The sequence below is a fragment of the Rhodococcus sp. DMF-1 genome (assembly GCF_021441945.1).
Taxonomy (GTDB): domain Bacteria; phylum Actinomycetota; class Actinomycetes; order Mycobacteriales; family Mycobacteriaceae; genus Rhodococcus; species Rhodococcus ruber.
The window spans coordinates 2,901,267-2,913,803 of the sequence record NZ_CP090442.1 but is presented as its reverse complement, the minus strand read 5'-3'; the positions used below and the strand labels follow the sequence as shown (position 1 = coordinate 2,913,803).

The 12,537-nt window shown below is 71.6% G+C and carries 11 protein-coding genes and 1 pseudogene; 8 read left to right on the top strand and 4 right to left on the bottom strand.

All coding sequences use genetic code 11. The features are described 5' to 3' along the window. Positions 1 to 6 precede the first annotated feature (6 nt). Positions 7 to 942, top strand: a complete 936-nt coding sequence (locus LZP97_RS13210; RefSeq protein ID WP_048772280.1) for a cyclase family protein — start codon at positions 7 to 9, stop codon at positions 940 to 942. Between the two features lie 22 nt (positions 943 to 964). On the opposite strand, the gene LZP97_RS13205 is transcribed toward LZP97_RS13210, so the two are convergent. Next, positions 965 to 2,902, bottom strand: a complete 1,938-nt coding sequence (locus tag LZP97_RS13205; RefSeq protein WP_017680041.1) for an acyl-CoA dehydrogenase family protein — start codon at positions 2,900 to 2,902, stop codon at positions 965 to 967. A gap of 9 nt (positions 2,903 to 2,911) precedes the next feature. Beyond that, positions 2,912 to 4,480 carry an ATP-binding protein gene (locus LZP97_RS13200; protein WP_040271936.1) on the bottom strand — a complete coding sequence of 523 codons (1,569 nt, stop codon included), beginning with the start codon at positions 4,478 to 4,480 and terminating at the stop codon, positions 2,912 to 2,914. 81 nt (positions 4,481 to 4,561) lie between these two features. On the opposite strand from LZP97_RS13200, the gene hemL reads away from it, so the two are divergent. From hemL to LZP97_RS13165, 7 genes and pseudogenes are all read left to right on the top strand, one after another. Further along, complete coding sequence (gene hemL, locus LZP97_RS13195) at positions 4,562 to 5,884, top strand: glutamate-1-semialdehyde 2,1-aminomutase (RefSeq protein ID WP_010592064.1); 1,323 nt, start codon at positions 4,562 to 4,564, stop codon at positions 5,882 to 5,884. A 52-nt stretch (positions 5,885 to 5,936) separates the two neighbouring features. Beyond that, positions 5,937 to 6,587: a histidine phosphatase family protein gene (locus tag LZP97_RS13190; RefSeq protein WP_003937572.1), complete on the top strand. Its 651-nt coding sequence runs from the start codon at positions 5,937 to 5,939 to the stop codon at positions 6,585 to 6,587. Beyond that, on the top strand, positions 6,584 to 7,198 hold the full coding sequence (locus LZP97_RS13185) for a TlpA disulfide reductase family protein (RefSeq protein WP_040271939.1): 615 nt from the start codon (positions 6,584 to 6,586) through the stop codon (positions 7,196 to 7,198). The genes LZP97_RS13190 and LZP97_RS13185 overlap by 4 nt, the downstream gene beginning before the upstream one ends. A gap of 1 nt (position 7,199) precedes the next feature. Beyond that, the gene (locus LZP97_RS13180) at positions 7,200 to 8,060 is read left to right on the top strand and encodes a cytochrome c biogenesis CcdA family protein (RefSeq protein ID WP_010592062.1); all 861 of its coding nucleotides are present in this window, start codon (positions 7,200 to 7,202) and stop codon (positions 8,058 to 8,060) included. Continuing rightward, a complete protein-coding gene (resB, locus tag LZP97_RS13175; RefSeq protein ID WP_040271941.1) occupies positions 8,057 to 9,733 on the top strand; it encodes a cytochrome c biogenesis protein ResB in 1,677 nt (558 codons plus the stop codon). The genes LZP97_RS13180 and resB overlap by 4 nt, the downstream gene beginning before the upstream one ends. Next, the gene (gene ccsB, locus LZP97_RS13170; protein WP_010592060.1) at positions 9,730 to 10,713 is read left to right on the top strand and encodes a c-type cytochrome biogenesis protein CcsB; all 984 of its coding nucleotides are present in this window, start codon (positions 9,730 to 9,732) and stop codon (positions 10,711 to 10,713) included. Before resB ends, ccsB begins: the two co-directional genes overlap by 4 nt. A gap of 35 nt (positions 10,714 to 10,748) precedes the next feature. Continuing rightward, positions 10,749 to 11,759, top strand: a pseudogene (locus LZP97_RS13165) (MinD/ParA family ATP-binding protein); the annotation flags it as partial. Between the two features lie 98 nt (positions 11,760 to 11,857). Here the strand turns inward: LZP97_RS13165 and LZP97_RS13160 are convergent. Both LZP97_RS13160 and LZP97_RS13155 read right to left on the bottom strand, forming a co-directional pair. After that, complete coding sequence (locus LZP97_RS13160; protein ID WP_010592058.1) at positions 11,858 to 12,058, bottom strand: hypothetical protein; 201 nt, start codon at positions 12,056 to 12,058, stop codon at positions 11,858 to 11,860. Positions 12,059 to 12,184: 126 nt separating this feature from the next. After that, on the bottom strand, positions 12,185 to 12,394 hold the full coding sequence (locus LZP97_RS13155) for a BldC family transcriptional regulator (protein ID WP_006935908.1): 210 nt from the start codon (positions 12,392 to 12,394) through the stop codon (positions 12,185 to 12,187). Positions 12,395 to 12,537 lie beyond the last annotated feature (143 nt).

The following is a 12,537-nucleotide window of genomic DNA, read 5'->3' as shown; positions in this document are numbered from 1 at the left end:
AGACGAATGTGCTCACCGACCGTGCTCGACCGGGTGTACCGCGAAATCGAGGACGGCCGGGCGCGGTTCGGCCGCCGGTCCTTCCTCGCCGCCCTCGGCGTGAGCGCCGCGGGTCTGGGCGTGAGCGCCGCGGGTCTGGGCGTGAGCGCCGCGGGTCTGGGCGTGAGCGCCGCGGGTCTGGGCGTGAGCGCCGCGGGTCTGGGCGCGGCGACCGCCGCCGCGGCGCCGGCACGAGCCGGCGGGGACACGGCCGCTGCGCGGGCCGACGCGGTGATCGACCTGACCCACACGCTGACCCCGCAGTTCCCGGTGTGGCCCGGCAACGAGCGGTTCGCGATGCGTCCCGTGGCCACGTTCGACACCGGACGGTTCGCCGTCAACGCGATGTCGCTGTGGGAGCACACCGGCACCCATCTCGACGCCCCGGCCCACATCGTGCGCGGCGGCGCGACCGTCGAGGCGCTGCCGGTGCGCGACTTCGTGGCCCCGCTCGCCGTCGTCGACATCGCCGGCAAGGCCGCGCAGGACGACGACGCGGTGGTCACCGTCGACGACGTGGCGACGTGGGAGCGGCAACACGGCCCGATCCCGCCGGCCGCCTTCGTCGCGATGCACTCGGGATGGGAGGCCCGCCTCGCCGACCCCGGCCGCTTCGTCAACGCCGACGCACTGCGCATCCCGCACGCACCGGGCTTCGACCGCGAGGCCGTGCGCATGCTCGTGCACGAACGGAACGTCGTGGGGCTCGGCGTCGACACCCTGAGCCTCGACCGGTCGGGCGAGGTCGGCGCCCACGTGGAGTTGCTCGGCGCGGGCCGCTACGGCATCGAGGCGATGGCGAACCTCGCGGCCGTGCCGCCACGCGGCGCGACCGTCGTCGTCGGCGCGCCGAAGCACGCCGGCGGCACCGGTGGGCCGTGCCGGGTGCTGGCACTGGTCTGAATCCCGCACCCGGCCCGGCGGGTCAGCCGAGGCGACCGGCGTCCGTGCCCGGGCCGTCGAGCATCGCCGACCCGAGCAGGTGCTCCGGCACGCCGAGGCCCTCGACGAGGGTCGTCACGTGGGGACGCAGGGTCCGGCAGCGCTCGTTGATGCCGCGCAGCACCGCCTTCGCCCGTTCCACCGACAGCTGCCGGTGCTCCATGTACCAGGCCTTGTCCTCGTCGATGACGCTGAGCGCGTACAGATCGCACAGGTCCGACAGCAGCTCGCGGGCCTCCTCGTCGGGACACGACTCGATCCCGGCGACGAACGCCTCGAGCACGACCCGGTCGATGTGGGCGCGCGCCGCGTGCAGCACGTGGTCCTGCACGAAGTTGAAGGCGTCGAACAGGTTCTCCTCGCGGTTCGACGCGGCCTGCAGTCGCCGCGCCGCCGTCGAGAGCAGGTATTGTTCCCGGTCCTCGAACATCGCCATCTGCGTGCCCCGATCGAAGAGGCTGCCGTCCTCCTCGTTGTCCTTCCGGGTGTCGACGAGCGTCTGGAGGATCTGCTGGGCGGCGGTGCGCTTCTTGACGATGTCCGACACCGTGACCGCGGCGAACTTCATCCATTCCACCGGGCTCATGCCGCGGACCTCGTCCGCGTAGGCGGTGAGGAGTTCCTTGGCGACGAGCTGGGTCAGCACGTGGTTGTCGCCCTCGAAGGTGGTGAACACGTCCGTGTCCGCCTTCAGCGCGGTGAGCCGGTTCTCGGCCATGTACCCGGCACCGCCGCAGGCCTCACGGCACTCCTGGATGGCGCGCGTCGCGTGGGCGGTGTTGGCGACCTTCAGCCCGGCGGCGCGGCCCTCGAGCTCACGCTGCTCCTGCGGGTCCACCTCCTCGACGGGCGTGGTCTGGATCCGGTCCATGGTGGAGATCAGCTCGTTCTGCGCGAAGGTCAGCGCATACGACTTGGCGATGAGCGGCAGCAGGCGGCGCTGATGGACCAGATAGTCCATCAGCAGCACTTCCTTCTCGTCGCCGGGGGCGCTGAACTGGCGGCGCTGCAGCGCGTACCGCGTGGCGACCGACAGCGCGACGCGGGCCGCGGCACCGGCCGAGCCGCCGACGGTGACCCGGCCCCGCACGAGCGTGCCCACCATGGTGAAGAAGCGGCGGTTCGGATTCTCGATCGCCGAGACGTAGGTGCCGTCGGGCTCGACGTCGGCGTACCGATTGAGCAGGTTCTCCCGGGGAATCCGCACGTGGTCGAACATGATCCGGCCGTTGTCCACGCCCGGCAGGCCACCCTTGTGGCCGCAGTCGGAGGTGGTGACCCCGGGCAGATCGTCGCCGTTCTCGTCGCGGATCGGCACGACGAAGCAGTGCACGCCCTGGGACTTGCCGCCGGTGATCAGCTGTGCGAACACCGCGGCGACCGTCGCGTGCTGTGCCGCCCCGCCGATGTAGTCCTTGCGCGAGGACGGGGTCGGGGAGTGGACGACGAACTCCTCGGTGCCCGGGTCGTACGAGGCCGTCGTCTCGAGCGACTGGACGTCGGAGCCGTGGCCGGTCTCGGTCATCGCGAAGCAGCCGAGCAGATCGAGATCGATGAGCGGGCCGATGTAGCGGTCGTGGTGCCGGGCCGTGCCGAGATTCTCGATCGCGCCGCCGAACAGACCCCACTGCACACCGGCCTTGACCATCAGGGACAGGTCCGACATGGCGAGCATCTCGATCGACGCCACCGCGCCGCCGGCGTCGCCGCCGCCGCCCACCGCTTTCGCGAAGCCCGCCCGGGCGTAGCCGGATTCCGCGAGCATCCGCATCTGCTTCAGCGTGATCGCCCGGGCCTCGTCCAGGTCCGGTGTGTAGTGCGGGGCGAACTCGGGCCGGTCCAGGTCCGTGCGTGCCCGCTCGCGTGCCTGCCGCCACGCGCCGTCCAGGGTGATGCGGATGTGCTCAGCTGTGGTCGTCATGGACCGACATTAGGACGATTCGAGCCCGTCGTGTGGGTATGTGCGAACGTCGGTATCGGCTGCGGCATGCGCCCAGTCCGTCGGCACGTCCGCGCCCCCTTCCGGACTGACCCGGGTGCCGACGCGCGCGAGCAGCGGAGTCGGGGCGATCGGCCCGGCGAACAGTGCCTGGCCGAGTCCGAAGGTGGTGGCGCGTTGCAGCATCGCCGGGGGGACGTGGGAGAACAGGTGGGACAGCTCCTCGATGTCGGTGCTGCCGTTCATCCGCATCAGGAGCAGGTTGTCGCACTGGGAGACGACGTTCGGATGCACCTTCCCCGGCCGCTGCGTCGCCACGAACAGGTGCAGCCCGAACTTGCGTCCCTCGCCGGCGATGAGCACCCCCAGATCCGCGGTGCTCGACAACAACGGATCCGCCGTGACCGACGGCAGGATGTTGTGGGCCTCGTCCACCACGACGAGCATCGGCAGGCGCCGCCGTCGCAGCATCCACAGCCGGCCCAGCAGCCCGAGGGACACCGCGGCGCGCTCCCCGGGGCTGTTCAGACTGCCGAGATCGATCACGAAGCACCGGCCCGTGCGCACGTCGAGTTCGGCGGCCGAGCGTTCCTCCCCTCGCCGCCACAGCTCCCACGACGCGATCCCCAGATTGTCGATGCGGGTCGCGAGACGCTCCGTCGCGGGGTCCGCCGCCGCCGCGGACCGCACGTCCGCGACGGAGTAGGGCGCGTCGAGGGCAGCGGTGACGCGGCGCAGGGCCGAGTACTCGTCGAGATCGTGCACCGGGTCCAGGCGCAGCAGCAGCGCCTGCGCGACGAGGGGAAGGTCGCTCAGGTCCAGGCGCAGCAGGTGGTCGGAGCCGGTGCCGCGGGCCCGTACCACCCGCACTCCGGTGGCGGCCCCGCGATGCCGCTGCGCGGCGGGGGAGTCGTCCTCCGGATCCCGCAGCCGGCCGAGGTGTACGTGGTCGGAGTTGGGGTCGAGCACCACGATCGGCAGGGTCGTCGCGGCGAGCAGCCGCTCGAGGACCGCGCCGGTGGTGTACGTCTTGCCGGAGCCGGACTGGCCGCACATGAAGGTGTGCCGGGCGAAGCCCGCCGGGTGCAGCCGCGCCGCCACGGCCGGGGCGTGCAGCAGGGTGCCGACGTCGAGACTGCCGGTGAGGGCGGCCGCGAGCGTCGCCGTCTCGGCCGCGGTGGCCGGGCGCACATGCCGCTCGGGAAACGGGGCGACTTCCGCCGTGGCGGCGAACCGGTCGTCGCCGAACACGCCCAGCACACTCGCGGACCCCGCCAGCGTCCGCACCATGGCGCGGCCGCGCACGGAGCGCACCGGCAGACCCGGTTCGTCCACGGCGACGTCGACGTCCGCGCCCTCGCGCTCGACGATGCGCACGCTGCGGACCTGCACGGCGAGACGGCGCTCGTCGTCGAGTTCGACGACCGCGAATCCGCCGACCTCCAGGCCGACGTCCACCGGTCCGGTGAGAAGTACCTCACGACCGTCGGCGGACAACGCGGCGGTGACGACCCGGAACCGGTCGGCGAGGGCGGTACGGACGTCGTCGAACGAGACCATGGTCACATTCCTACCGCAACGACCGCCGTTGCAGGGCCCGCGCCTTTTGGCAAATCCCGCGAAACTGGGACACTGGAGGTCGTGACTGCGACCCCCGATGCATCTCGCGCCCGCGACTCCGTTTCCACCGCACTGTTCGACCGGGCGTCGAAGGTGATTCCCGGGGGTGTGAACTCGCCGGTCCGCGCGTTCGGATCGGTCGGCGGCACCCCGCGCTTCGTCGCCTCCGCATCCGGCTGCACCCTGACCGACGTGGACGGCAATTCGTATGTCGACCTGGTGTGTTCGTGGGGGCCGATGATCCTCGGCCATGCGCACCCGGCCGTCGTCGACGCGGTGCGCAGTGCCGCCACGACCGGGCTGTCGTTCGGCGCGCCGACCGCCGGTGAGGTGGAACTCGCCGAGGAGATCGTGGCCCGCATCGAGCCCGTCGAGCAGGTCCGGCTCGTCAACTCCGGTACCGAGGCGACGATGAGTGCGGTGCGACTGGCACGCGGATTCACCGGCCGGACCAAGATCGTCAAGTTCGCGGGCTGTTATCACGGTCACGTCGACGCCCTGCTCGCCGACGCCGGCTCCGGCGTCGCCACCTTCGGGCTGCCGACGTCGCCGGGTGTGACGGGCGCCCAGGCCGAGGACACCATCGTCCTGCCGTACAACGACCTCGAGGCGGTGCGCGCGGCGTTCGCGGCCGAACCGGGGAAGATCGCGGCGGTGATCACCGAAGCCGCGGCCGGCAACATGGGCACCGTCCCGCCGCTGCCCGGCTTCAACGCCGGTCTGCGCGAGCTGACCCGCGAGCACGGCGCGCTGCTGATCATGGACGAGGTGATGACCGGGTTCCGGGCGGGACCGGCCGGGTGGTACGGCATCGACGGCGTCGCCGGTGACCTCATGACGTTCGGCAAGGTGATGAGCGGCGGACTGCCCGCGGCCGCGTTCGGCGGCCGCGCCGACGTGATGGCCCATCTCGCGCCGGCCGGGCCCGTCTACCAGGCCGGCACCCTGTCGGGCAATCCGGTCGCCGTCGCCGCCGGCCTCGCCAGCCTGCGCGCCGCCGACAGCGACGCCTACGCCGCGCTCGACCGCAACGCCACCACCCTCGGACGGATGCTCGGTGAGGCGCTGACGGCGGAGGGCGTGGCCCACCGGGTCCAGTTCGCCGGCACCATGCTCAGCGTGTTCTTCACCGAGGAGCCGGTCACCGACTACGCGCAGGCCAAGGCCGCGCAGACGTGGCGGTTCCCGGCGTTCTTCCATGCCCTGCTCGACCACGGCGTCTACGCCCCGCCGAGCGCGTTCGAGACGTGGTTCGTCTCGTCCGCGCTCGACGACGACGCGTTCTCCCGCATCGCCGACGCACTGCCGCACGCCGCGAAGGCGGCGGCCGCCGCCACCGCCTGAGCGCGCCCCTTCCAGGCCGTCCACACCCGCCGCACACCCGAGGAACTCCCACGTGACCGAACCTGCCCCGTCCGAGACCCGCACCATCGTGCACGTGCTCCGGCACGGCGAGGTGCACAACCCCAGCGGCATCCTCTACGGCCGGCTGCCCGGCTTCCGGCTGTCCGTGACCGGGGAGGCGCAGGCCCGGTCGGTGGCCTCGGCCCTCGCCGACCACGACATCGCGCACATCGTCGCCTCCCCGCTCGAGCGGGCCCAGCAGACCGCCCAGCCCATCGCGGACAAGCACGGCCTGCCGGTGGCGACGGACGAGAACCTCGTCGAGGCGGGCAACCAGTTCGAGGGCCTGCGGGTGGCCGTCGGCGACGGGGCGCTGCGCCGCCCGCGGCACTGGTGGAAGCTGCGCGACCCGTTCACCCCCTCGTGGGGTGAGCCCTACCTGCAGATCGCGCACCGCATGCTGGCCGCGGTCAACGCCGCTCGTGTCGCCGCCGTGGGCCGCGAAGCCGTGTGCGTGAGCCATCAGCTTCCGGTGTGGACCCTCCGCCGCTTCCTCGAGGGGGAACGGCTGTGGCACAACCCGCAGCACCGGCAGTGCAGCCTGGCGTCGCTGACCTCGCTGGTGTACCAGGGGGACACCCTGGTCGACATCGTCTACTCCGAACCGGCCGGGGCCTCGGACCCGACCGTCCACGGCGCATGAGTCGCCGGGCCACGCGACGGGCGGCGCTGGCGGCGACGGCGCTGGCCTGCGGCGTCCTCACCTCGTGCGCCACCGGCGACGACGCCGTCGCCACCGGCGGCACCTTCGACTTCGTCTCGCCGGGCGGTCAGACCCGCATCTTCTACGACCCGCCCGCCGAGCGCGGCACCCTCGGGACGCTCTCGGGGGAGGACCTGATGAACGAGGGCGAGACGATCTCGCTCGACGACTACGCCGGCCAGGTGGTGGTGCTCAACGTGTGGGGCCAGTGGTGCGCCCCGTGCCGTAGCGAGGCCGACGACCTCGAACAGGTCTACGAGGCCACCGAGGACCAGGGCGTGCAGTTCCTCGGCATCAACGTCCGCGACAACCAGCGCGACAAGGCCCAGGACTTCGTCGTCGACAACCGGGTCGGCTACCCGTCGATCTACGACCCGTCGATGCGCTCGCTGCTGGCGCTGGGAGCGAACTACCCGACGTCGGTCGTCCCCACCACCGTCGTCCTCGACCGTGACCACCGCGTCGCGGCGGTCTTCCTCACCGAACTGCTTGCGAGCGATCTGCAGCCCGTCGTCGAGCGGGTCGCCGCGGAAGCCCCCGCCGAGCAGTGACATGGGTGGTGCAGTCGTGAGCAGCAATCCGCTCGTGAGCGAAGCCGTCCTCGCCGCGGGCATCGGGGACACCTTCCAGTCGGTCGCCTCGTCCGGCCCGCTGCTGCTGGCCCTCGGAGCGTGCCTGCTGGCCGGGCTCGTGTCCTTCGCGTCGCCCTGCGTGGTGCCGCTGGTGCCCGGCTACCTGTCCTATCTGGCCGGGGTCGTGGGCGCCGAGGCGCCGGCGGTCACCGCCGCCGAGGCGCGTGGACGCACCACCACCGTCCGCGCCGACGGACGGCTGCGCGTCGCCGGAGCAGCCGCGCTGTTCGTCGCCGGATTCACGGTGGTGTTCGTCCTCGCCACCGCGTCGGTGTTCGGGGCGATCTCCGCGCTCGCCGTCAACCGCGAGCTGCTGATGCGGATCGGCGGGGTGGTCACCATCGTGATGGGCCTGGTTTTCGTCGGCCTGATCCCGGCGCTGCAGCGCGACACCCGCCCCGAACCCCGGCGGATCTCCGGCCTGGCCGGCGCGCCGCTGCTCGGCGGCGTCTTCGCCCTCGGCTGGACGCCGTGCCTCGGTCCCACCCTTGCCGGGGTGATCTCCCTGGCCGCCGGCACCGAGGGCGCCACCGCCGCCCGGGGCGTCGCGCTCATCGTGGCGTACTGCCTCGGTCTCGGGTTGCCTTTCGTCGTACTCGCGCTGGGCTCCGCCCGGGCCCTGCGCGGGGTGGGCTGGTTGCGCGCCCACGCCCGCACCGTCCAGCTCGTCGGCGGCTTCATGCTCGTGGCCGTCGGAATCGCCCTCGTCACCGGCGCCTGGGACGTGTTCGTCTCCTGGATCCGGGACGCCTTCATTTCCGAGGTCACGCTCCCCATATGACGGCCACCGACACACCCACCGCCCCACCGTCACCGACCCCGCCGCGGCAGGGCCCGGCCGGTCGCGCCGCGGCGTTCGTCCGCAACACCTGGCGCGGCCTGACGTCGATGCGCACCGCGCTGGTGCTGCTGTTCCTGCTCGCGCTGGCCGCGATCCCCGGCGCCCTGCTGCCGCAGCGCAGCCTCAACGCCGGCAAGGTCGACGAGTACATCGCCGCGCGCCCGACCCTCGGTCCGCTGATGGACCGGCTGGAGCTGTTCGACGTGTTCGGCAGCTTCTGGTTCACCGCGATCTACGTGCTGCTGTTCGTCTCCCTGATCGGCTGCATCCTGCCGCGCTGCACCGAGTACTACCGGGCGCTGCGCACCCGGCCCGTGCCGGCGCCGCGCAACCTGTCGCGACTGCCGCACCATCTCGAGACCACGGTCGACGGCGCCCCGGACGAGGTGCTCGCCCGGGTGCGGGGCCAGCTGCGGGGCTGGCGCGTCGCCGAGCGTGGCGAGACGGCCGCCCGCCGGGGCGCGCGCGACGGGGAACTCACCCTCTCCGCGGAGAAGGGATACCTGCGCGAAGCCGGCAACCTGCTGTTCCACCTCGCGCTGGTGGGGCTGCTCGCCGCGGTCGCGGTGGGCAAGCTGTTCGGCTACGAGGGCCAGCGCATCCTGGTCGCCGACGGTGAGGAGTTCTGCACCAGCTCGCCGGCGGCGTTCGACTCCTTCCGCGCGGGCAACACCCTCGACGGCACGGGCCTGACTCCGATGTGCATCCGCGTGAAGGACTTCTCCGCGGACTATCTCGACAACGGCCAGGCGGAGATGTTCACCTCGAATATCGACTATCAGGCGGGCGCCGACCTGGCGACGAACACCTGGCGCGAGGCCCAGCTGAAGGTCAACCACCCGCTGCGGGTCGGCAGCGACCGCGTCTACCTGCAGGGCCACGGTTTCGCGCCGTCCTTCACGGTGACATGGCCCGACGGCGAGACCCGCACCGAGACGCTGCAGTGGCGACCGGACGACGCGACCACCTTCCTCAGCAGTGGTGCGATGCGGTTCGACCCGCCGGGCGGAATGTACCCGGATGCCGACGAGCGGCGGCGCAACCAGATCGCGATCGAGGGGCTGTTCGCGCCCACCGCGGTGTTCCACGGCAACCTGTTGTCCTCCGGCTACCCGGCGCTGACCGATCCCGCCGTCGCGATCGACATCTACAAGGGCGACACGGGCCTGGACACCGGCACTCCGCAGTCGCTGTTCTCCCTCAACGGCGAGCTGATCAACCAGGGCCGGCTCGTCAAGCAGGACCGCGTGAACCTGTATGCGGGAGAGAGCGTGACACTCGCCGACGGGACGCAGATCCGGTTCGACGGCGCGACCGACTTCGTGAACCTGCAGGTCTCCCACGACCCGGCGCAGACGTGGGTGCTGGTGTCGGCCGTCACGATGATGGCGGGGCTGCTGGTGTCGCTGCTGATCAAACGTCGCCGCGTCTGGGTGCGGGTCTACCCGGCCGGTACAGTGGCCGACGGGGAACGACGTACCGTAGTAGAACTCGGTGGTCTCGCCCGGACCGACCAGGCCGGATGGGGTGACGAGTTCGAGCGTCTGACCGGCCGACTGCTCGGCGACGACACGACCGCACGTGCGAAGGCAGCACAGGAGAAGAAGGCATGACCCTCAACGAGACCCTCGCGCAGTACAGCGACTGGGCGTTCGAATCGGCGTTCGCGGTACTGGTGCTCGCGCTGGTGCTGCTGATCGCCGAGTACGCGTCGCACCGGGCCGACCTCGTCGCCGAGCGCGAGCGCAAACTCGTCGCCGTGGGCGCGGCGGCCGAGCCGCCGCCGGTGCCGGCCGGGCCGGGCCGGGTCGAGGAGGTGGGGGGCCGGACGCTGTCCGAGCGTCTCGGCAACATGGGGCGCGCGCTCGTCGTCGTGGTGGCTGCCCTGCAGGTGACGTCGATCGTGCTGCGCGGGCTGTCCACCGAGCGCTTCCCACTCGGCAACATGTACGAGTTCGTGGCCATGGCGTGCGCCGCGGCGGTGCTGTTCGGGCTGGTGGTGCTGCGCAAGCCGGCCTACCGGATCATGTGGGTCTACCTGCTCGTGCCGGTGCTGATCCTGATGTTCCTCGCGGCGACCGTGCTGTACGCCGACGCCGCCCCCGTCGTGCCCGCCCTGCAGTCGTTCTGGCTGCCCATCCACGTGACCATCATCAGCGTCGGCAGCGGCATCTTCCTGGTCTCCGGCGTCGCCAGCCTGCTGTTCCTGCTGCGCATCCGGTTCCCGAAGGGCGAGGAGGGCCGCGGCGTGTTCGGCCGGATCGCCGAACGCCTGCCCGACGCGCAGACCCTGGACCGTCTCGCCTACCGCACCACCATCATCGGGTTCCCGCTGTTCGGTGCCGGCATCATCCTGGGCGCGATCTGGGCCGAGGCCGCGTGGGGCCGGTTCTGGGGCTGGGATCCCAAGGAGACCGTCTCCTTCATCACCTGGGTGATGTACGCGGCGTACCTGCACGCCCGCGCGACGTCGGGCTGGCGCAACACCCGTGCGGCGTGGATCAACGTCGCCGGGTTCGTCGCCATGCTGTTCAACCTCTTCATCATCAACATGGTGGTCTCCGGTCTGCATTCGTACGCCGGCCTGAACTGATCTGTTATCGTCCGCGTCGGCCGGGCCGTGGGGGACCGGGGACGGGGGACGACAGCGTGGTGCCGCAGGAGGGCGAGCGGGCGGGGACAGCACAGCCGTCGGCGCGGGATCTGGACGCGTCGCTGCTCGTGAACCGGGTACAGTCGGCGCCCGCGCGGGGGTGGCGTCGGGCCGTGTACCGCGGCACCGGCGGGCGCATCGATCCGGGCGACGGCCGGCGGGACCGGCAGCGGCGTGAGTTGACAGAGCAGGTGCGCGGACCGCTCCGGGGCTGCTACCGGATCGCACTGCTGAGCTTGAAGGGCGGGGTGGGAAAGACCACTACCACGGTCACGCTCGGATCCACGTTCGCGTCCCTGCGAGGCGACCGGGTGATCGCGGTGGATGCCAACCCCGACCGGGGAACGCTCAGCCAGAAGGTCGCCGACCGGACCTCGGGGACGGTGCGCACGCTGCTGCGCGACGAGGCGAGCATCCGCCGCTACGGCGATGTCCGGGCCCATACGGCACAGAATCGGCATCGGCTCGAGGTGCTGGCCTCGGACAGCGATCCGGCCGTCTCGGAGGCGTTCAGCGCGCGGGACTACGAGCGGACGCTGGCAATCCTCGAACGTTTCCACACGATCGTGCTCACCGACTGCGGCACCGGACTGATGCACTCGGCGATGCGGGCGATCCTCGAGAACGCGGACACACTGGTGGTGGTCAGTTCCGGCTCGGTGGACGGTGCGCGCAGCGCCTCGGCGACGCTGGACTGGCTCGACGCCCACGGCTACCGGGCCCTCGTGGCCCGTTCCGTGGCTGTGGTCAACGCCGTGCGGCCCCGGTCCGGCAAGGTGGACGTGGACCGGTTGGTCGAGCACTTCGCGCGGCGCTGCCGCGCCGTCCACGTGCTGCCGTTCGATCCGCACCTCGAGGAGGGCGCGGAGGTCGACCTGGCCCGACTGCAGCCACGTACCCGGCGGGCGCTGCTGGAACTGGCGGCGGGGGTTGCCGCGGACTTTCCGCGCCGACGTGACCTCGGCGAGCGCAGCGACGGGGGATGACCCTGGGCGAGCGCAGCGACGGGGGATGACCCCTGCGAGCGCAGCGAGGGATCACTCCGGCGCGAGCGCAGCGACGGAGCGGGCGCCGCGGCCCGAGGTCAGTCTCCGGGGTCCTGATCGGGGCCGGGGGTGCCGTCGGTGGACCTGCGACGGAACTCCCGGTCGACCTTCCAGAGGAAGTCCGGGTCGTCGTCGGGGCCGATCACGCGGGTGGGCTGGGAGCGAAGTCCGGGACCGAACGCCTTCCACAGCAGCACCGCAATCGTGAGGGCACCGACTATGGCCAACAGGTAGAGCACCACGCACCTCCTCGCCGCGAGCAGTCCGCCGGCGTTTCCGCGGCCGGCCGGGCCTGCTCCTTCAGTCTATTCGTTGTGACGAGGGTGCCGGTGCGCCCCGGGTCCCCGATGCGGCGTGGGCCCGGGTCAGCGGGTGGCTTCGGTGGTGAGGGAGCGCAGCAGCGCCAGCACCTCGGACTCCCGGAAGCGGCGGTGCCCGCCCGGGGTTCGCAGCGAGCCGAGCCGGCCGGCGTGGGCCCAGCGGGTGACCGTCTTCGGGTCCACGTGGAACAGCGCCGCGACCTGGCCGGGGGTCAGCAGTGATTCCTTCGCGCCGTTGAATGCGGGTGCGCTCATCGATGGTCCTTCCGGGTGTTTCGTCTCGTTCGGATCGTCGTGGCCATGTTGACACCGAATACCCTGGTTGCTCGAACGGTCTACGGTTGGTAAAGCGGAAGTAATAGACAAAACGGACGGTCGACCAGATGGGCCGCGGCGCG

Bases quoted from the DNA above. Each gene is read 5' to 3' on its own strand.
- LZP97_RS13210 (WP_048772280.1), top strand. From the start codon at position 7: ATGTGCTCACCGACCGTGCTCGACCGGGTGTACCGCGAAATCGAGGAC.
- LZP97_RS13205 (WP_017680041.1), bottom strand. From the start codon at position 2,902: ATGACGACCACAGCTGAGCACATCCGCATCACCCTGGACGGCGCGTGG.
- LZP97_RS13200 (WP_040271936.1), bottom strand. From the start codon at position 4,480: ATGGTCTCGTTCGACGACGTCCGTACCGCCCTCGCCGACCGGTTCCGG.
- LZP97_RS13185 (WP_040271939.1), top strand. From the start codon at position 6,584: ATGAGTCGCCGGGCCACGCGACGGGCGGCGCTGGCGGCGACGGCGCTG.
- LZP97_RS13180 (WP_010592062.1), top strand. From the start codon at position 7,200: ATGGGTGGTGCAGTCGTGAGCAGCAATCCGCTCGTGAGCGAAGCCGTC.
- resB (WP_040271941.1), top strand. From the start codon at position 8,057: ATGACGGCCACCGACACACCCACCGCCCCACCGTCACCGACCCCGCCG.
- ccsB (WP_010592060.1), top strand. From the start codon at position 9,730: ATGACCCTCAACGAGACCCTCGCGCAGTACAGCGACTGGGCGTTCGAA.
- LZP97_RS13155 (WP_006935908.1), bottom strand. From the start codon at position 12,394: ATGAGCGCACCCGCATTCAACGGCGCGAAGGAATCACTGCTGACCCCC.